Origin of the sequence: Nonomuraea sp. NPDC026600, from assembly GCF_040638335.1 — a bacterium.
In the GTDB taxonomy this organism is placed as follows: Bacteria; Actinomycetota; Actinomycetes; order Streptosporangiales; family Streptosporangiaceae; genus Nonomuraea.
Genome location: NZ_JBEZYD010000006.1, coordinates 223446 through 242956, shown reverse-complemented (window position 1 = coordinate 242956; position 19511 = coordinate 223446). Strand labels below are relative to the sequence as shown.

At 71.4% G+C, this 19511-nt stretch carries 11 protein-coding genes; 5 read left to right on the top strand and 6 right to left on the bottom strand.

What is annotated here, in order from left to right:
• Positions 1-13 precede the first annotated feature (13 nt).
• Positions 14-2644 carry a CHAT domain-containing tetratricopeptide repeat protein gene (locus tag AB0F17_RS16820; protein WP_358023040.1) on the top strand — a complete coding sequence of 877 codons (2631 nt, stop codon included), beginning with the start codon at positions 14-16 and terminating at the stop codon, positions 2642-2644.
• A 34-nt stretch (positions 2645-2678) separates the two neighbouring features.
• On the opposite strand, the gene AB0F17_RS16815 is transcribed toward AB0F17_RS16820, so the two are convergent.
• The 3 genes from AB0F17_RS16815 to AB0F17_RS16805 form a co-directional block, all read right to left on the bottom strand.
• Complete coding sequence (locus AB0F17_RS16815) at positions 2679-3491, bottom strand: sulfurtransferase (protein WP_358023038.1); 813 nt, start codon at positions 3489-3491, stop codon at positions 2679-2681.
• 37 nt (positions 3492-3528) lie between these two features.
• Positions 3529-4656 carry an alkaline phosphatase family protein gene (locus AB0F17_RS16810; protein ID WP_358023036.1) on the bottom strand — a complete coding sequence of 376 codons (1128 nt, stop codon included), beginning with the start codon at positions 4654-4656 and terminating at the stop codon, positions 3529-3531.
• 627 nt (positions 4657-5283) lie between these two features.
• A complete protein-coding gene (locus AB0F17_RS16805; RefSeq protein WP_214635698.1) occupies positions 5284-5874 on the bottom strand; it encodes a DUF5998 family protein in 591 nt (196 codons plus the stop codon).
• 290 nt (positions 5875-6164) lie between these two features.
• On the opposite strand from AB0F17_RS16805, the gene AB0F17_RS16800 reads away from it, so the two are divergent.
• Together AB0F17_RS16800 and AB0F17_RS16795 are read left to right on the top strand one after the other, a co-directional pair.
• Positions 6165-7250, top strand: a complete 1086-nt coding sequence (locus AB0F17_RS16800; protein ID WP_358023033.1) for an NAD(P)/FAD-dependent oxidoreductase — start codon at positions 6165-6167, stop codon at positions 7248-7250.
• A gap of 126 nt (positions 7251-7376) precedes the next feature.
• Complete coding sequence (locus AB0F17_RS16795; RefSeq protein ID WP_358023030.1) at positions 7377-8780, top strand: MFS transporter; 1404 nt, start codon at positions 7377-7379, stop codon at positions 8778-8780.
• Between the two features lie 738 nt (positions 8781-9518).
• Here the strand turns inward: AB0F17_RS16795 and AB0F17_RS16790 are convergent.
• Positions 9519-12302 (bottom strand): GNAT family N-acetyltransferase, encoded by a 2784-nt coding sequence (locus AB0F17_RS16790; RefSeq protein ID WP_358023028.1) that lies wholly within the window; start codon positions 12300-12302, stop codon positions 9519-9521.
• A 147-nt stretch (positions 12303-12449) separates the two neighbouring features.
• On the opposite strand from AB0F17_RS16790, the gene AB0F17_RS16785 reads away from it, so the two are divergent.
• Both AB0F17_RS16785 and AB0F17_RS16780 read left to right on the top strand, forming a co-directional pair.
• The gene (locus AB0F17_RS16785; protein WP_358023025.1) at positions 12450-13340 is read left to right on the top strand and encodes a sugar kinase; all 891 of its coding nucleotides are present in this window, start codon (positions 12450-12452) and stop codon (positions 13338-13340) included.
• A 75-nt stretch (positions 13341-13415) separates the two neighbouring features.
• Entirely contained in the window at positions 13416-16268 is a 2853-nt protein-coding gene (locus AB0F17_RS16780; RefSeq protein ID WP_358023022.1) for an ABC transporter substrate-binding protein, read from the top strand.
• Here the strand turns inward: AB0F17_RS16780 and AB0F17_RS16775 are convergent.
• Both AB0F17_RS16775 and AB0F17_RS16770 read right to left on the bottom strand, forming a co-directional pair.
• A complete protein-coding gene (locus tag AB0F17_RS16775; RefSeq protein WP_358023019.1) occupies positions 16261-18348 on the bottom strand; it encodes a RecQ family ATP-dependent DNA helicase in 2088 nt (695 codons plus the stop codon). The genes AB0F17_RS16780 and AB0F17_RS16775 overlap by 8 nt on opposite strands.
• Positions 18349-18580: 232 nt before the next feature.
• Positions 18581-19396: a TauD/TfdA family dioxygenase gene (locus AB0F17_RS16770; RefSeq protein WP_358023016.1), complete on the bottom strand. Its 816-nt coding sequence runs from the start codon at positions 19394-19396 to the stop codon at positions 18581-18583.
• Between the last annotated feature and the right edge of the window lie 115 nt (positions 19397-19511).

Sequence of the window (19511 nt, the reverse complement as noted above, 5' to 3'; positions counted from 1 at the left end):
AGCCCAGGGCGCCATGATCGCGACACAGGACGACCGTTCCACTCCCGACGCCATCGGGCTTGGGGGCACGGCCGCTCCCGATCTCATCGCCCCCCACGAGCCCGCCGCACCCGGCGGCCCGCTGGTGGTGGCGGCTGAGATGGCGGTGCTTCGTTCGGTGGTCGATCCCGAACAGGCCCTCCACGCCGGCCGCACCGTCCTGGCCGCCGCCCAGGCAGTGGGCTGCGTCGACGCCGCGGTGGTCGCCCGCAGAGCGATGGCGCTGGCCGCCCGCGAGCTCGGCGATCTCGAAGCCGCGGAAACCCACCTCCGGCAGGCCATCGCCACCCCCGGCATCCCGCGCCGGCGCATGGCCCAGGCACGGCTCTCCCTGGTGACGGTACGCACCGAACGCGGCCATCCCCTGCAGGCGCTCCGGGTCGCCGCCCTGGCCTGGGCCGACCTCTCCCCGCTCGACCGGGCCAAGCTCGACACCCAGCGCGCCGTCGCGCTCGCCCACCTGGGCCGCTACCAGGAGGCCATCGCCTCGTGCGACCGCGCGCTCCAGGTGCTGGTGGTCGCGCCGGGCACCATCGACGACCGCCGCTTCCTGGCCGGCGGGCTGCTCAACCGCGGCCTCGTCCACGCCTATCGGGGCGATTGGGACGCCGCCACCCGCGACATCACCGCCTGCCTGGAGATCTCCCGCCACGCCCGGCTCGACCACCTGGCCCGCCTGGCCGCCGCCAACCTGCCCTTCCTCGCCGTACGCCGGGGCGACATCACCGGTGCCTTCGCCCACTACCGGGCGGCCGAGAACACCCTGTTCGGCTTCCCCGAGCGCCTGGCCACGATGCGGGCCGACTTCGCCGGGGCCCTGCTGGCCGCGCACCTCCCCGGCGAGGCGAGAGCGCTGCTCAGCCTGGCCGTACCCGATCTGGAGTCGTCCGCCGCGCTGGTGGCGCTGGCCGAGGCGCGGCTGAAACTGGCGCAGGTGGAGCTGCTCACCGGCGACGCCCGCCGCGCGCTGGCCGTGGCCGAGCAGGCGGGGGTCGAGCTGGCCGAGCAGGACCGCCTGTCATGGCTGCCGCTGGTCAGGGAGGTCGTGCTGCGTGCCCGCCTCGCGCTGGAGGGCTCCTCACCCGAGCTGCTCGACGAGCTGATCGCGTGCGCCGACGACCTCGAGAACGGTCCCGCCTACCTGGCGGGCGCCGCCGCGCTGCGCCTGGTGGCGGCGGAGGCCGCGCTGGCGCTCGACGACCATCCGGCGGCGTCGGCGCAGCTCGCCCGCCTCACCGCGCACGCGCAGCGCGGCGAGCGCTGGGTGCCCGCCGGGACCCAGCTCACGTCGCTGGCCTCGGAGTTGCAGGCCAGGCACCTCGCGCAGACGGCACAGATCCCGGTGCTGGTACGCCAGCACGCCCTCGCCCTGGAGTCCGCGCTGCAGGAGGACGTCACCCAGGCGTTCCGCGCGGTCCACGACGGGCTGACCGAGATGGGCGGCAGCATGGAGTCGTTCGACGACCCCTCGCTGCGGGCGCACGCGGCGCGGGCCGGGGAGCGGCTGGCGGCGTTCGGGCTGGAGATGGCGGTGCGTGACGGGTGTGCCGAGGAGGTGTTCGACTGGGCGGAACGCTGGCGGGCGGTGGCCGCTCCCGCGCACGCCTGCGGGCTGGCCGATCCCGGCGCCGTGCGGGCCGGGCTGGGCGGCGCGGCGCTGGTCGAGTTCGTCATCGACGGCTCCTCGCTGCTGGCCGTACTGATCACCGGGGAGCGGCTCACGCTGCGGCGGCTGGGCGATCTGCGGCCCATCCGTGAGGCGCTCATCCGCCTGCGCTACTCGCTGCGCCGGGCCGGGTTCGGCGACGGCGCCGACGCCGCTGACGCCCAGGTCGAACCGGCCGCTGCGGAGCTCGAACGACTGCTGCTCCGGCCCATTCAGGCCGAACTCGGCGACCGGCCGCTGATCGTGGTGCCCGCCGGTCCCCTGCACACGTTGCCGTGGACGGCCCTGCCGTGCCTGCGTGATCGTCCGGTGTCCGTGGCCGCCAGCGCGTCCGCCTGGCTGGACGCCGGGCAGCGCGCCGCCGTACCCGCCGAACGGCCTGTGGTGATCGCCGCGGCCGGGCCCGGGCTCGCCCACGCGCGCGCGGAGGTCGAGCAGGTGCTCGCCTGCCATCCCGGCGGCCGCGAGGTGCCCGCCCGCTCCGGCGCCGTGCTCGCGGCGCTGACCAGCGCCGACGTGCTGCATCTTGCGGCGCACGGGGTGTTCCACGCGCGCAGCCCGCTGCTGTCGGGCATCACGCTCGCCGACGGGCAGCTCATGGCGTACGACCTGCTCGGGCTGTCCCGGACGGCCCGGCTCGTGGTGCTGTCGGCGTGCGACTCGGGGATGGCGCACACGCCCACGGACGGCGCCCCGCTCGGGCTGGCCGGGACGTTCCTGTCCAGGGGTACGGCCTGTGTCGTGGCGGGGATGGTGCCGGTGCGTGACGAGGAGGCGCTGGCCGTGATGACCGCGTTCCACGGCCTCCTGGCCGACGGCCAGTCCCCCGCCTCGGCCTTGGCTTCGGCCTCGGCCAAGACGGGAGCGCTCGGCTTCGTCTGCTTCGGCGCGGGCGACCGGGCGTACACCCGGAGACGCCACCAGCCACCGACCCCGTAGCTATGCGGGGGTCGTCTGGTCGGCGCGCCGGGGCTCAGCCTGTGGCGATCGGGCGCGAGGGGTCGGCGATCCATTCGGACCATGAGCCCACGTAGAGTGCCGCGGGCAGGCCCGCCACCTCCAGGGCCAGCACCTCATGCGCGGCGGTGACGCCGGAGCCGCAGTACGCTCCGGCCGGCACGCCCTCGCCCACCCCGAGCGCGGTGAACCTGTCGCGCAGCTCGGCCGCAGGGCGGAACCGGCCGCCGGGACCGATGTTCTCCATGGTCGGCGCGCTCACCGCGCCGGGCACGTGCCCGGCGACGGGGTCGATCGGCTCCACCTCGCCCCGATATCGCTCACCCGCCCGCGCGTCCAGCAGCACCCCCGATCTCGCGAGCGCCCCCGCCTCGGCGGCGGTCAGCACCGGCATCCCACCCGGCCTGGCGACGAAGTCACCGGGCACCGCCTCGGGCGTCTCCTTGACGATCGGCAGTCCCGCGTCGGCCCAGGTGGGCAGGCCGCCGTCCAGCACCCGGACGTCCTGGTGCCCGAAGTAACGCAGCGCCCACCACGCCCGCGCCGCGGCGGTCGACCCCGTGTCGTCGTACACCACCACCGGCCGTCCCCCGGACACCCCCAGCCGCCGCATCGCGCTCTGGAAGTCGTCCGCTTGCGGTAGCGGATGCCGCCCGGCTGTTCCGGGCGGCGCGGCGAGGTCGGCGTCGAGGTCGCAGAAGACGGCGCCCGGCAGGTGCCCCTCGCGGTACAGCTCGATCCCCGGAGGGCCACCGAGCCGCCACCGCACATCGAGCACGGTCACACCGTCCAGCGCGGCGAGTTCTTCGGGCGTGATCAACGGACTCATCGGCCGCTCACCCCGACCCCAGCGGCGATCAACGAACTCATCGGGTGCTTACCTCCAAGAGCGGTACGTATTGTTCGGCGGTCGTCATCGAGCCGTGGTAGCCGGTGAACAGCGCCTCGATCGGATGCGCGCTCGGCGCCGTGATGGCCAGCCCGGTGTACGGGACGGCCACGACGTCGCCGATGCGCCCCGCCCATTCCGGCCGCACCCGCGGCCCGAACCAGCCGGACTCGACCGCCTCCTGCCTCGACACCACCCAGGCCTTGCCCGCCAGCGTCTCACGCCATGCGTCGAGCACTTCGGAGGCGGCCCCCGGCTCGGCGTACACGTGCCTCGCCCTTGCCTCTCCGCCGAGCATCGCCACCCCCCGGCTCAGCGCGGGCTCGGACTCGGCGTCGAGCTTCTCGGTCACGTTGACCATGCCGTGGTCGGCGGTGATGTAGAGGGCGGAACCCGGGGGCAGGTCCGCGGCCAGGCGTTCGGCCATCCGATCCACGATTTCGAGCTGCCCCAGCCACTCCTCGCTGCCCCAGCCGGTCATGTGGCCCATCGCGTCGAGGTCGCCGTAGTAGACGGTGACGTGGGCCCGCGGCTCGGCCATCGCCGTACGTACCCTGGCCACGCGCTCGTCGACGGTCTCGGCGGCCAGGTAGCGCACGCCGCGGTAGACCGCCTCGGTCAGCCCGCTCCCCTCGAACTGGGCCGGCGCCACGTAACCCGCCACGATCCCCGCGGCGGCGGCGCGCTGGTAGACGGTCTCGGCGGGCTGCCATTCGCCCGGCTCCATGAACGCCCCGCCGGGCAGTGTCCACCGCAGGCAGTTGAACAGTTGCCCAGTCCCCGGCACGGCCAGCATCAGCCCCAGCATGCCGTGCTCACCCGGCGGCACACCGGTGCCCAGCGAGCACAGGCTGGTGACGGTGGTGGCGGGGAACCCGGCGGTGAGCGTGGTCCTGGCGGTGGCGGCGAGGAACGGCGCCCGGTCGGCGTGAGCGCGCAGCGCCTCGTCACCGAGACCGTCCACGAGGAACAGGCAGACGCGGTCGGCGGGGGCGAGCTGGAGGGGGTTCGGCTCGTCCAGCCCCAGCACGGCCAGCAACGCACTCGGCAACTCCGCCAACGACGCGGTGCCGTAACGGGGAATCAGTGGCGCGTTTCCGCTCATGGCGCTCCATTCCGTTCGTCGCCCGAATTCGATCTTGTATCCCGCCGTACACGGCTGATCGCCGCCAAACCCCTGAACCCCAACGATGTTGTACGGCACGGCCAAGTGAGCGCCACTCGCCGCACATGGCTGGGGGCCTCCAGGAATACGGCCGCTGAACCCGCACATGGCTGGGCGTCGTTACGTGCGTATTCTTGGCCGTCTTCTTCGCTTGATCGGCTGGGTGGTTCGTGGGGAATGATCGACCGGTGTGCCGGCACACGAGCGCGGCCGCGGGGGCACCGCCGGGTGGGCGTCATGGCAGGGACACCGCCGCACGATCGCGTGGCCACCACCGCAGGAACGCTCTCACATGAGCAGGATCCCGCAGGCACCGCCGAAGGGACAGCGCCGCGTGAGGCGTCTCCGGTGGGACACCATCCCTTGAGCACGACCCGGAGGACACGGTCGCGTGGGCATGACCGCAAGGACACCGCCGCATGAGCACCACCGATTGCCGCCTCAGGGGAGCACCGGCCTGTCGCAGAGGTGCCCTTGTGGGCGTGATGTCGGGGTGCCGGGGTTCGCGTTGTGTGCATGGGTCTTGCCCTGGTGGCACCGAGAGGGTGGGCGCCTGGGAGTGGCCTGTCAGGTTGTGGCGCGGGCGGTGGCTTCCGAGAGGGATTTGGCGAAGGCGAGGACGTGGGTGACCGCTTCGGGGCCGTCGGCCGCCTCGCTCACCCGGAGCGAGAGGTCGTCCGCGGTGATGGCGCCCGTGTAGCCGTGGTCGGCCTCGCAGTTCTCGTCACCGCAGGTGGCCGGTTCGAGGTCGACGTGGGAGATCGCTCCCCAGCCGATCGTGAGCGTGGCCTCCGTGGGAGGGACGCCGGGGACGTAGGAGGCGGGGTCGGGGACGACACGGGTGACCGCGACCGACTGGACGCGGCTCAGGCGTACGGCCTCCGTGGTCGTGGAGGCGTGCGAGGTCGAGACGCCTTCCACCGCAGGGTGTTCGTCGGTGTGGCAGACCAGCAGCCTCGTCGTCGACAGCACTAGGACGGTGACGTGCCTGCGCACTTCCATCGCGGGATCGAAGGTGGCCTCATGGTGGACCACGAACGCGGTCACAGCCTCCTTGCCCAGCGCGGATTCGACCGCATCGGTGACGAGGTCGGGGTAGTAGCCGCTGCGCTCGATCGCTTCACGCAGGCCCGCGGCTGAGACTCGGGTTTCCCTCATGGGTCCATCCTGCCAGGACCGCGCAGTGCACTCACCCACCAGACATAACGCTCTATAACGTCTTTTATCCCGTTATCTAGCTACAGGGCCGTGTGCAATTCCCGGACGCCGCATTGCGCCTCATCAGTGCCGCTGTGCCGACCGCTGGAGTGACAAATGGTGAAATTTCATAGAAATGAGGTTTAGCCAGCCGCCGAGGCCCACTGTCCAGCCGGGTGCCGGGACCTCCCCGTTTGCCAATATGGCAAGGAATTTTGTCATATTGGTGGATGCGGGTGAGAGTACGAGGCATGACAACACAGAACCTGCAGTCCCTGGCCGCCGATTCCGTACGTCCGGAGCAGGGCTATGACGTAGTGGTGCTCGGGGGTGGAGCCGCCGGGCTGAGCGGGGCGCTGGCCCTGGCGCGGGCACGGCGCTCGGTGCTCGTGATCGACGCCGGGCATCCACGCAACGCCCCGGCGGCCGGGGTTCACAACTACCTGGCGCGTGAAGGCACTTCTCCCACCGAGTTGCTGGCCTCGGGGCGTGCGGAGGTGAGCGGGTACGGCGGGGAGTTCCTGGAGGGGACCGTCATGACCGCTGAACGCCTTACGGGCGGGGGCTTCCGTGTCGTCCTCGACGACGGGACCGCGGTCGTGGCGGATCGGCTGCTGGTGACCACGGGCCTGGTCGACGAGCTGCCCGAGGTGCCGGGAGTGGCCGAGCGGTGGGGGCGGGACGTGCTGCACTGCCCCTACTGCCACGGCTGGGAAGTACGTGATCAGGCGATCGGCATCCTGGCGACCGGGGCGATGGCCGTCCACGCGGCCTTGATGTGGCGGCAGATGAGCGCGGACGTGACGCTGTTCTCGCACACCGCGCCCGAAGCCGGCGACGAGGAACGTGAGCAGTTCGCCGCCCGCGGCATCTCCGTCGTCGACGGCCAGGTGACCGGCCTGGAGGTGACCGGCGACCGGCTCACCGGCGTGAACCTGGCCGACGGGCGGGTGATCCCCATTCAGGCGCTGGTGGTCATCCCGCGCTTCACCGCCCGCACCGACGTCCTCGTCGGGCTGGGCCTGGAGCCGGTCGAGCTGGAGGTACGTGGTCACGTGATCGGCAGCCACATCGCCGCCGATGCGACGGGGGCGACCTCCGTGCCCGGGGTGTGGGTGGCGGGCAACGTCGCCGACCCGATGGCTCAGGTCATCGGCGCCGCCACAGCGGGGTTGAAGGCCGGCGCGGCGATCAATGGCGATCTGATCGCGCAGGACACCGCTCGCGCCGTTACGGCGTACCGCGCCCGGAAGCCCGCCGCACACGATCCGTTCTCCGCCGAGGTGGAAGCAGAGCTGTGCGAACGCGTTCTCGGCGATCGCCGCCACGGCCTGTGACAACGGAGGCCGTGGTACGCCTCCGCCGCCACGGCCTTGCCTATCGGATCGCCGCCAGGCCGATATTTCACTTTCTAGTGGGAATCATGCTCGTTCGGGAAGGGCGGGCTGTCAGGGGAGGCCACCATGAGCGACCGGACACGGGCGCTGGGCGTCTGTCTGGTGTCAGCGTTCATGGCCGGACTGGACGTGAGCATCGTCAACGTGGCGCTGCCCTCGATCCGCGCGGGCCTGGGAGCCTCCGAGGACGGCCTCCAGTGGACGGTGTCCGGGTACGCGCTCACGTTCGGGCTGCTGCTCGTGCCCGCCGGCCGGCTCGGTGACGCGCGCAGCCGCCGGGCGATCTTCATGGTCGGCGTCGCCCTGTTCACGGTGGCGAGCGCGGCGTGCGGGTTCGCGCCGAGCATCTCGGTGCTGCTGGTGTCTCGCCTGGTGCAGGGCATGGCGGCGGGCATACTGAACCCGCAGGTGTCGGGGCTGATCCAGCAGATGTTCCGTGGCTCCGAGCGAGGGCGGGCGTTCGGTGCGCTGGGCGCCACGATCGGCGTGTCCACGGCGCTCGGGCCGCTGATGGGCGGCGCGCTGGTCTCGGCCTTCGGGCCTGAGCACGGCTGGCGCTGGGTCTTCCTGGTGAACCTCCCGATCGGCATCGCCCTCCTCCCCCTGGCCCACAAGTTCCTCCCTGCTCCGCGGCCCGGCCTGCCGCGGCGGCAGGAGAGCCTCGACCCAGTCGGCGTGCTTCTTCTGGGCACAGGCGTGGCCGCCCTGCTCCTGCCCTTCATCCAGCAGCACCAGTGGCCGGGAAACACCAAGTGGCTGCTGCTCCCGGCCGCGCTGCTCGTCCTGGCGGGCTTCGTGACCTGGGAACGGATGTACCGCAAGGAGCCCCTGGTCAACCTCGGGCTGTTCGCCAAGCGCTCGTACAGTCTCGGCACGGCCATAGCGCTCTTCTACTTCGCCGGATTCACCGGCATCTTCTTCATCTTCACCCTGTACCTGCAGAGCGGTCTCGGCTACAGCGCGCTCCTGGCCGGGCTGTCGATCAGCCCCTTCGCGCTGGGCTCGGCGGGCGCGTCGGCGGCGGGCGGGCGCCTGGTCTCGCGAGCCGGTCGCCGCCTGGTGGCCATAGGACTGGTCACCGTACTGACCGGGCTGGGGGCGACCATGGTCGCCACTCTGCTGGTTCCCGGCGCCGGGGTGGGCGCGGCGACGGCGCTGCCCCTGCTGATAGCCGGGGTGGGCAGCGGCTTGGTGATCGCCCCCAACCAGGCCATCAGCCTGTCGGAGGTTCCCCCGGAGCAGGGCGGGAGCGCGGCCGGAGTCCTTCAGACGGGCCAGCGCCTCGGCTCGGCCATCGGCATCGCGGCGGCGGGGTCCGTGTTCTTCGCGGCGCTGGGGCAGGGCTGGCCGACCGCGTTCCGGCATGGCCTGGGAGTGGTGGCGCTGTCCGTCTCGATCGCGCTGGCGGCGGCGCTGTACGACCTGGCCCGCGAGCACGCCGACCGCCGCAGACTCCGCTCCACCCCATGACCGGCCACCCCGTCCCGCGCACGTGATGAAACTTTCATCGGCCGATTCCGGGATGCCGGTGAATTCTCCTTGCCTGGCTCGGTGCGGGCCCGATCCAGAAAAGGGTTTTTCGCTGAGGATGTGTCGGCGCGTTATATAGCGACCGGCCGGATCACCGCCCGGCATATCCGCCGCTGGACGGCTTGAAGGTTCAACAATAATCTCCGATGGACCGTGCGACCCGTTCGAAGAAGGAAGCGAAGTACCGTCACGCTTCCAGACGCGCCGGGTGGCGAGGTGGATCGCCGTCACCGTCATGGCGCTCGCCGCGACGCTGGTCCCGCTCACCCCGGCGCACGCCACGTACGGTCCCCGGCTTCCCGTCGTCCTGTACGTGAACGCCGGCAACGGCACCAAGCCGGCCCGGGTGAAGGGCACCCTGCAGTTCGACGCCGGAAACGCCAAGTACGCCTGCGTGCCGTTATTCGAGCTACTCCGCGCCGTACGTCAGAATCTCCGGCAACGGCAGCACCGTGCGAAACGTGTCCTTCCCATTAATGGGGTCGAGTTTCAGCAACCAGAACGTCTACAAGGAGCACTACGACTACCCCTACAACTGACCGCGGATGACCTCGGCCGGCCGGTCGAGTTGGCCGGGCGCGCTGTCGCAGGGGAAGAGGATCAGCTCGTCGTACCCCGCCGCCGAGGTCGCGCGCGACTACGGCTCGTTGCGCGCGTACATCACCACGGGCTTGGAGGTCAGGCCAGTCTGCGGGGGCCGCCGTCCGGGCGGGGGCCGGGTGGGGTGCGGATCGTGGCCCGGGCGCCCAGGATGATGACGCCCTCCCTGCCCACCAGCACCTGGTCGAGGTCGAGGCGGGCCACCTCCGGCAGGTCGTTGGCCAGGCGGCCCACCCTGACCAGGAGATCCTCCAGGGCGTCGACCGCCACGGGCGGGTAGCCGTACTCGCCGAACAGCAGCGGGGCCGCGCGGACGGAGCGCACCAGCCCGGCGGCGTCCTCGCCCGCGAGCGGCGCGAGCCGGAAGCCCTGGTCGAGGAGGAGTCGCGCGGTCACCTCGCCGAGCCCGAAGGAGACGATGGGCCCGAACGCCGGGTTCTCGGTGACGCTCACGACGGTGGGTACGGCGGGCTGCGGCGCCATCCGCTGGACCGCCAGCTCCACGTCCTCCCCGAACTGCTCGGCGAACTCGGCGTAGGCATGCCGCACGCTGTCGGGCCCCGCCAGCCCGAGGCGTACGGTGCCGGCCCGGCGGGCGGCCTCAGGACCAGCCACCTTGAGCACCACCGGCCAGCCCAGCCGTTCGGCGGCCGCGACCGCCTCGTCCGGGGACCGCACCGCCTCGGCCGGCCAGACGCTCAGCCCGTAGCAGGCGAGCAGCTCGGCCACGTCGGCCGCCTCGGCCTCGACCGACGGCCCTGGCTCGGCGAAGAAACTCCGCGCGGAAGCGGAGGCCGAAGCCGCGGTGGGAGATGCCACCGCGGATTCCGCAGACGGAGCTTTCGCAGACGGAGATTCCGCGGAGGGAGATTCTGCGGGAGGTGCGTCGGCGGTGGCCTCCGGATGGAGGGCGCGGTGGATCAGGGCGCGGGCGCAGTGCGGGTCGATGTCCGGCAGTTCGGGCGGCGGCAGCGACGGTCGTGCGCGCCACCTCGCGTACCGGACCACGTGCGCCAGCGCCCTGACCGCCTCCTCCGGCGCCGCGTACGAGGGGATGGACCCCCGCGAGGGCACGGCGCCCACCCGCAGATCGGGGTGCATGCCGAGATGCCCCTGGAAGGTGGCGAGGACCGGCTTGGCCGAGCCCTGCGAGACCCGCAGCAGTTCGGCCGCCACCTCCGCGTCCTCGCCGGGGATCGGCGGCATGTAGATCACCACCGCCGCGTCCACCGACGACGAGCCGAGCCGGTCCGCGAGTGCCGCGCCGAAGGAGGAGGCGCCGGCGCCGGCGCCCAGGTTCACCGGCGGCAGGGGCTCCAGGCCCACGGCGACGCAGGCGTCGGCGGCCAGCAGGCCCAGGGCGTCGGAGTTGGTGACCAGACCGACCCGGGGACCGGCGGGCAGCGGCTGGTAGGCCAGGAGCTGGCCCACGTCGAAGAGCTGGATGAGGTCGTCCACCCGGATCAGCCCCGCCTGCGAGAACAGCGAGCTGATCGCCGAGTCGGGCAGTCCGAGCGCCTCGGCGGAGTGACTGTCGGGCGTCCCGCCGCTCTTGACCACCACGATCGGCTTGCTCCGCGCCAGGCGCCTGGCCAGCCGGGTGAACTTGCGGGGATTGCCCAGCGACTCCAGGTAGAGCAGGATCACCTCGGTCGAGGCGTCCTCCTCCCAGTACTGGAGCAGATCGTTGCCCGACACGTCGGCCCGGTTGCCCGCCGAGACGAACGACGAGATGCCCATCCCCCGCTGCGCCACCCGCTGGAGCAGGGCGGTGCCGAGCGCGCCCGACTGGCTGAAGAAGCCGACCCGGCCCCGGCCGGGCACGGTCGCGGCGAGGGTGGCGTTGAGCTTGACGGCCGGGTCGGTGTTGGCGATGCCGAGGCAGTTGGGCCCGACGACCCGCAGGCCGTACGCGCGCGCGATGCGCGCCAGCTCGTCCTGCCGCTCACGGCCCTCGGTGCCCGTCTCTCCGAACCCGGAGGAGACCACGACCAGCCCGTGTACGCCCTTCTCCGCGCACTCCTTGACCACCTCGACGACGCCGGCGGCGGGCACGGCCACCACGGCCAGGTCCACCTGGTCGTCGATCGCCGTCACGCTCGGGTAGGTCCGTACGCCCGCCATCGCCCGCACCTCGCGGTGCACCGGGTAGACGGGGCCGCTGAAGTCGGCGCCGAGCAGGTTGCGCAGCACGGTGTGGCCGACGCCGCCCGGCTCGCGCGAGGCGCCGATGACCGCCACCGAGCCGGGCGCGAGCAGCCGGGCGATGGATCTGGCCTCGGCGCGGTGTTCGCGGGCGATCGTGACCTCGGTCGAGGTGTCGGTGGGGGTGAGGTCGAGCGTCATGCGCACGACGCCGTCGGCGAAGCGGCTCTCGGCGGTGTATCCGGCCTGGCGCAGCACGCCCATCATCTTCATGTTGGCGGGGAGCACGTCGGCCACGAAGCGTTCGATGCCGCATTCGCGGGCCGTGGCGGCAAGGTGCTCCAGGAGCACCGAGGCCACTCCCCTGCCCTGGTGAGCGTCCTCGACGAGGAAGGCCGTCTCGGCCTCGCCGGGCCCCGTCCGGTCGTAGCGGATCACGGCCACCATCTCGGTGCCGATGGTGGCGATCAGCGCGACCCGGTCGACGTAGTCGACGGTGGTGAACCAGGCGACCTCCTTGTCGGAGAGCCGTGGCCTCGGGCCGAAGAATCGGAAATAAATGGATTCGTCGGAGAGCCGGGAGTAGAAGGCACGCAGTCGGTCGGCGTCGGCGGGCTTGATGGGGCGCACGTGAGCGGTGCCGCCGTCGGCCAGGACGACGTCGGCCTCCCAGTGGGCGGGGTACTGAGCCTCCACAGTCCCGAGCGTAGACCGCATCCCGGATGCCGGGTTCCGCAGGGCCTATTGGGCAACGCTTGTGCATCGACTGCCCCCCTGTGTCCGGGGTACGCCCCACGGGTAGCCCGGAAGCTGTTAGTTTTGCCGTGGCCAGGCTCGTTCTGAAGGCAGCAAGGTGGTGGCATCATGACGCGGGTCGTCGTGGTGGGCGATCTCATGACCGACGCGGTCGCACGCGCCCGTTATGCACTCGCCAGGGCGAGCGACACTCCGGCGATCGTGACGATGCACGGCGGTGGATCAGGGGCGAACATCGCCTCCTGGCTGGCCGTCGAGGGCGCTGAGGTGGCCTTCATCGGCCGCCGGGGCGCCGACATCACCGGTCGAAACCGTGACATGGAGCTGATGGGCTACGGCGTGGACGCCCGGCTCGTCATGGACCCTGAGCGGCCGACCGGCACCTGCGTGGTGCTCGTCACGCACAAGGGTGAGCGGACGATGCTCTCCGACCCGGGCGCCAACGCGGCGCTCTCGCCGGAGGACCTGCCCCGCGATCTGTTCGGCGGGGGTCATCTGCATCTGTCCGGCTACACCCTGATCAACGAGGGGTCCCGCGACGCGGGGCTGGCCGCGCTCGACATGGCTCGCCGGTCCGGGATGTCGATCTCGGTGGACTGCTCGTCGTCCGCGCCGTTGGAGCGTACGGGTGCCGAGCCGTTCCTCGAGTGGACCAACGGGGCCAAGCTGCTGTTCGCCAACGTCGACCAGGCGAAGGTGCTGACCGGCCGCGACGATCCCGAGGCCGCCGCCAAGGTGCTCACCGCCTGGTTCCCACAGGTCGTGATCAAGATGAACGACGAGGGCGCGCTCTGGTTCGGCAACAGCCGCTCCGAGCCGGTCCAGGTGGACGCCGAGCCGGTCGACCGGATCATCGACGGCACGGGAGCGGGCGACGCGTTCTGCGCCGGGTTCCTGCCGCCGTGGCTGGAGGGCAAGCCGCCGTCCGAGGCGCTGGCCGGCGGCAACAGCCTGGCGGCCAAGGCGATCGTGCACCTGGGAGCGCGTCCGCGCCTCTAGTGCGATCTTTCCGGCGCCCTTTATCGTAGGAGTCCCGAAAAAGGACGATTCACGAAAAGGACGATAAGGAGCCGGATGCTGGGCGTGCGTCCGTTACGGCCAGGCGACCCGGTGTCGGTTGGTTCCTACCAGGTCATCGGGTTCCTCGGCGAGGGTGGCCAGGGCAGCGTCTATCTGGGCACCTCACCGACCGGCGAGCGGGTGGCGATCAAGCTGCTGCACGCCAGGTTCGCCGACGACGAGCAGGCCGTACGACGCTTCCGCCGCGAGGCTGAGGCCGCCCGGCGGGTGGCCGAGTTCTGCACGGCGCGGGTGCTCGAAGTGGGCGCCGTCAATGACCAGCCGTACATCGTCGGCGAGTACGTGGACGGCCCGTCGCTTCAGCGCCAGGTGTCCGGGGAGGGCCCGCTGCGGGACCAGGCGCTGGTACGGCTGGCCATCGCGACCGCCACCGCGCTGGCCGCGATCCACCGGGCCGGGGTGATGCACCGCGACTTCAAGCCGAGCAACGTGCTGCTGGCTCCCGACGGGCCCCGGGTGATCGACTTCGGCATCGCGCGGGCGCTCGACGTGAGCCAGAGCCTGACGACCAGCGTGGTGGGCACGCCCGCGTACATGGCGCCGGAGCAGTTCCACGGCGAGCCGTCTCCGGCCAGCGACGTGTTCGCGTGGGCGGGGACGATGGTGTACGCGGCCACGGGGCACAGCGCGTTCGGGTTCGGGGCGCTTCCTGTGGTGATGCACCGGATCCTGAGCATGGATCCGGACCTGTCGGGGGTGCCGGAGCCGCTCGGGGCGCTGCTCTGGACCGCGCTGGGCAAGGATCCCCGGCGGCGGCCCACGGCGGAGCAGGTGCTGGGCGAGCTCATCCGGACGAGCGCCCCACCACCGCCACCACCGGTCGCGGCGCACCCGCGGACCGCGCCACCCGGCGCGGCGTCCGCACAGACTCCGGCACCTGGTGCGGCGTACCCACAGACCCCGGCACATGGTGCGGCGCACCCTCAGTACCAACAGGCCCCGTCACCCGGCGCGGCCTACCCGCAGGCCGCGCCACCGGCTGGGCCCCGCTGGGAGGCCGGGCCGCAGGCGCCTTCGCCGTACCGGCGGCCCTCGGGGACGGACCCCGGCGGCGTCACGCCCGTGACCGCGCCCGGCGCCCGGCGGCGCGGTGTGCTGGTGTCGGTGGCGGCGGTGGCCACGGCGCTCATGGTGGGCCTCGGGGTGTGGATGTTCACCCGCGTCCTCCCCCTGACGGAACTGGGAGCGGGGCCGACGGACCCGGCCACCACGGCGTCCACCGGGGCCGGCGGCTTCGACGCGGCGACCACGGCGGTCGTGAACCGGTCCACCAAGACCGGCGGCACCCTCCGCCTGGCCTCGGCCTACAGCCTGGACTCCACCGATCCGGGTAACACCTACTATCCCGACGTGATGAACGCCATCCGCCTCTACGGCCGGTCGCTGACGATGTTCAAGCCGGTCCCCGGCAAGGCGGGCACCGAGCTCGTACCCGACCTGGCCGAGTCCCTGGGCCAGGCGAGCGACGGCGGCAAGACGTGGACCTACCGGCTGCGTAACGGCGTGAAGTTCCAGGACGGCACGCCCGTCACCTCGGCGGACGTGAAGTACGCGGTGCTGCGGAGCATGGACGACGCCTTCGGCAACGGTCCCACCTATTTCGACACCATGCTCGACCTGCCCGCCGGCTACGAGGGACCGTACAAGTCGCCCACCGCGAACACGGACTCGGCCATCGGGACGCCGGACGACCGCACGATCGTGTTCCACCTCAAGAAGCCGTACGGCGCCTTCGACACCATCGTCCAGTTGCCCGAGACCGTCCCCGTGCCGCAGGCCAAGGACACCCGCGACAAGTACCGGTACGCGGTGATCTCGTCGGGACCGTACAAGTTCGACAGCGCGACCGACACCAAGATCGTCCTGGTCCGCAACCCGAACTGGGATCCCGCGACCGACCCGAACCGCAAGGCCCTCCCGGACCGGTACGAGCTCCAGTACGAGCTGCCCGCGGCCGAAGCGCGCACCAAGCTGCTGAACGGCGACTCGGAGGTCGGCTCACCGATCCCGGACCTGGACTCGGCCAACATCTACAGCAACCCGGCGATCAAGAACCGCACCGACGCCCCGATCGGCACCCGGATCCGCTATCTGGCGATCAACCCGCAGGTCCCGCCGTTCGACCAGGTCGACTGCCGCCGCGCCGTGATCCGTGCCCTGGACCTGACGATGATCGACCGGGCCTTGGTCGGGGGGCTGAACCAGGGCGGCCAGATACCCAACTCGCTCGTGCCGCCGTTGATCCCCGGCACGCACGCGCTCCTGCCAGGCCTCACGCCGTCCGGAGACGCGGACGCGGCCAAGGAATCACTCACCGCCTGCGGCAAGCCCGGCGGGTTCACCACCACCTACATCTACCGTGACACCTTCGGCGAGTCCGCCGCCGCGCAGGCCGTGCAGGCGTCACTGGCCAAAGTCGGCATCAAGCTCCAGATACGGGGCTTCCCCATCGTGGACTTCCACGCGAAGTACGGCGGCAGTCCCGAATACCTCAAGAAGGCGAACGTCGGCCTGATCGCCAGGGCGTGGGTGCCCGACTGGCCGGACGTGGAGTCGTTCGTCGCCCCGCTCGCGGACAGCAGGGAGATCCTGGAGAAGGGCCACTCGATCAACGTGAACGTCCGCCTGCCCGCGCTCGACACCCTCATCGACACGGCCAGGCAGGAGCTCGACGCCACCACGCGCGCCCAGCGCTGGAGCGAGGTCGAGCAGAAGATCGCCGACGAGGCCCTGCTGGTGCCGCTCTCCTGGGAGCGCACGCTGCTCGTACGCGGCAAGAAGGCGACCAACGTGTACGTCAATCCGGTCTACGCCGGCTATGACCTGCTGACGATGGGGGTCAGCTGACCGTCGCCAGGGCCAGCGGCAGCACGGCGGGGGCGCCCGCGTGCCGTACGAGGGCGGCGGCGAGCGTCATCGTCCAGCCGGTGTCGATGCGGTCGTCGATCAGCAGGACCGGACCCCCGCACGCCGCGATGGCCGAGCCGACGTCCTTCGGCATGGCCAGCGTCGCCCTGACCGCCTGGACCCGCTTGGCGCTGTTGAACTGCTTGCCCGGCGAGCCGTCGCGGTAGCCGAGCTCGCCCAGGTAGGTCAGCCGTCCGACCTGCGCGAGCCGCTCGGCGAAGCCGCGCACGAGCAGCGGCCGCGACACGGACGGAACGTTGACCACGGCGATGGGCCGCTCCCGCCAGTCCCAGGCGGACAGCACCTGGATCACGGCCTTGAACATGTCGTCGGCCATCGGCCCGTCGGAGGCGTTGAACAGCTCGCGCAGCCGGTTGCCCCAGCCGATGTCGGTGAGCCGCCCGAGCACCCGGCCCGGCTCGGCGCCGAGCTCCGGCTTGATCCGGCCGGACAGGTCGGACAGGCCGGTCGGCCACTGCCTGCGGGCGTCGACCTCGACGCCGGGCCTGGTCAGCCGCTCGCGGGCACCCGCCACGGCCTGTTCGGCGATCTCCGGCGAGCGGTGGTCGCCGGTGCAGTTGTCGCACCTGCCGCAGGGGCCCGCCGTGTCGTCGTCGAGGTGGCCGCGCAGGTAGCGTTCGCGGCATTCGGTCGTGGTCAGGTAGCCCAGCATGGCCTCCTGCTCGGCCTTGCGCTCGCCGGCGATGCGGGCGTAGCGCTCGGCGTCGTAGTCCCACGGCCGGCCGGTCGCCTCCCAGCCGCCTTTGACCCTGCGTACGGCGCCGTCGACGTCGAGGACCTTGAGCATCATCTCCAGCCGCCCCCGGCTGAGGTCGACGGCCGTCTCGAGCGCCGGGGTGGAGAGCACGCCGCGCTCTTCGAGTGCCTGGAGCGTGGCCCGTACCACCGGCTCGGGCGGGAACGCCAACGAGGTGAAATAAGCCCAGATATCACGGTCTTCGGTGCCGGGCAGCAGGATCACCTCGGCCCGCTCGACCCCGCGCCCCGCCCGGCCGACCTGCTGGTAGTAGGCGACGGGCGACTGCGGCGCCCCCACATGGACGACGAACCCGAGATCGGGCTTGTCGAACCCCATCCCGAGCGCGCTCGTCGCCACCAGCGCCTTGATCTTGTTGTTGAGCAGCGCCTCCTCGGCGGCCAGCCGCTCGGCGGGATCGGTCTGCCCGGAGTAGGCGGCCACCTCATAGCCCTGGTCGCGCAGATATCCGGCGATCTCGTGGGCGGCGGCCACGGTCAGCGTGTAGATGATCCCGGACCCGGACAGCTCCCGCAGCGCCTGGGACAGCCACGCCAGCCGCTGCTCGGCCGTCGGCAGCCGCACGACGCTCAGGTGCAGGCTCTCCCGCTCCAGCGGCCCGCGCAGGACCAGCGTGCCCTCGCCCATCTGCTCGGCCACGTCACGCGTCACCCGCGCGTTGGCGGTGGCGGTGGTGGCGAGCACCGGAATGCCCGGAGGCAGCTCGTTGAACAGCGTGGCGAGCCTGCGGTAGTCGGGCCGGAAGTCGTGCCCCCAGTCGGAGATGCAGTGCGCCTCGTCGACCACGACCAGGCCCGCGCTCTCGGCGAGCTCGGGCAGCACGTTGTCGCGGAAGTCGGGGTTGTTGAGCCGCTCGGGGCTGACCAGCAGCACGTCGATCTGCCCCTCGGCCACCTGCGCGTAGATCTCCTCCCACGCCTCGGGATTGGCCGAGTTGATGGTGACGGCACGGATCCCGGCCCGCTCGGCGGCGGCGATCTGGTTGCGCATCAGGGCGAGCAGCGGCGAGACGATGACCGTGGGCCCCTCGTCGAGCCCGCGCAGCAGGGCGGTGGCCACGAAGTAGACGGCCGACTTGCCCCACCCGGTGCGCTGGACGACGAGCACCCGGCTCCGATCCACGACCAGCGCCTCGATGGCGGCCCACTGGTCGTCACGGAGCCGAGCGTGGTCACCGGCCAGCGCTCGCAGTCGGGTCTCAGCCTCTTCACGCAACATCGCCGAATCGGGGGCGTCAATCATGTGGTCCTTGTTACCACCTCCCACCGACTATTGGCGCCAGCGGCACCAAGCCACCCACCGCACGGGGCAGTCGACCCTCGTGGCCACCGGCCGGACCACTGGCCGCCACCGGCCGAGAATGCGCACGTAACGGCGGCCGGCCCCGTGCGGGTTCAGCGGCCGTTTTCCTGGAGGTCCTCAGCCATGGGCGGCGGGGGGCGGTGGGTGCGGCTGTGCCGTAACGGAAATGAAGCTATTGGTGTTCCGGGAAGGCGTTGATCGTGACGCGGTGCATGCGGCGGCGCTCGGTGTAGTCGGCGACCGCGTAGTGCTGTGTGGGGCGGTTGTCCCAGAACGCCAGCGTGCCCGGCCGCCAGCGGAGCCGGAGCTGATACTCGGGCGATCGGATGTGGTCGATCAGCAGGGGCAGCAACGCCTCGTTCTCCCGGTCGGTCAGCCCGACCAGCCGGGTCGTCGACGCGCGGTTCACGAACAGCGCCTTGCGTCCGGTCTCGGGGTGTACGCGCACGACGGGACGTTCGAGCGGCGGCCACTTCGCCTGGACCTCCGCCAGGTCGAACGGATGCCCCTTGGAGATGGCCTTCTTCATCGACATCGTGATGTCGTGCGTCGCCGTGAGCTCGTCGCAGAGCCGCTGGATCGACGGTGAGAGCGTCTCGTAGGCCAGGTAGGTGTTGGCCCAGCACGTGTCACCGCCCACGCTCGGCAACTGGACGCAGCGCAGCAGCGACCCCATCGGCGGCGTGGGCTCGAAGGTGTTGTCGCTGTGCCACTCGTCGCCGCCCTCTCCCTTGGGAGAGGTCTGGTCGAGCACGTGGATCGGGCTGTCGCTGTCCTTCTTGAAGGCCGGATGATTGAGTGTGCCGAAGTTCAGGGCGAACTGCAGGTGCTGCTCGTCGTCGAGTTCCGCGTCCCGGAAGAACAGCACGAGGTACTTGAGCCAGCCGGCCCGCAGGGTCTCGACCTGTTCCTGGGACAGCGGCTTGCGCAGGTCTACACCTGTCACTTCGGCGCCGATGTGCTTGGTCACGGGATGGAATTCGATCATGACGCCTCCGGAAGCGAGTGTGCCGCTTATTTCCGAACGTAACGCCCAAGCAATTGCTTGGTCAAGCATACTCGTTCCGACCCGCGCGGCCGATGCGTCGCGGGCACTCAACTTT

Bases quoted from the DNA above. Each gene is read 5' to 3' on its own strand.
- AB0F17_RS16820 (WP_358023040.1), top strand. From the start codon at position 14: ATGATCGCGACACAGGACGACCGTTCCACTCCCGACGCCATCGGGCTT.
- AB0F17_RS16815 (WP_358023038.1), bottom strand. From the start codon at position 3,491: ATGAGTCCGTTGATCACGCCCGAAGAACTCGCCGCGCTGGACGGTGTG.
- AB0F17_RS16810 (WP_358023036.1), bottom strand. From the start codon at position 4,656: ATGAGCGGAAACGCGCCACTGATTCCCCGTTACGGCACCGCGTCGTTG.
- AB0F17_RS16805 (WP_214635698.1), bottom strand. From the start codon at position 5,874: ATGAGGGAAACCCGAGTCTCAGCCGCGGGCCTGCGTGAAGCGATCGAG.
- AB0F17_RS16800 (WP_358023033.1), top strand. From the start codon at position 6,165: ATGACAACACAGAACCTGCAGTCCCTGGCCGCCGATTCCGTACGTCCG.
- AB0F17_RS16795 (WP_358023030.1), top strand. From the start codon at position 7,377: ATGAGCGACCGGACACGGGCGCTGGGCGTCTGTCTGGTGTCAGCGTTC.
- AB0F17_RS16790 (WP_358023028.1), bottom strand. From the start codon at position 12,302: ATGCGGTCTACGCTCGGGACTGTGGAGGCTCAGTACCCCGCCCACTGG.
- AB0F17_RS16785 (WP_358023025.1), top strand. From the start codon at position 12,450: ATGACGCGGGTCGTCGTGGTGGGCGATCTCATGACCGACGCGGTCGCA.
- AB0F17_RS16780 (WP_358023022.1), top strand. From the start codon at position 13,416: ATGCTGGGCGTGCGTCCGTTACGGCCAGGCGACCCGGTGTCGGTTGGT.
- AB0F17_RS16775 (WP_358023019.1), bottom strand. From the start codon at position 18,348: ATGATTGACGCCCCCGATTCGGCGATGTTGCGTGAAGAGGCTGAGACC.
- AB0F17_RS16770 (WP_358023016.1), bottom strand. From the start codon at position 19,396: ATGATCGAATTCCATCCCGTGACCAAGCACATCGGCGCCGAAGTGACA.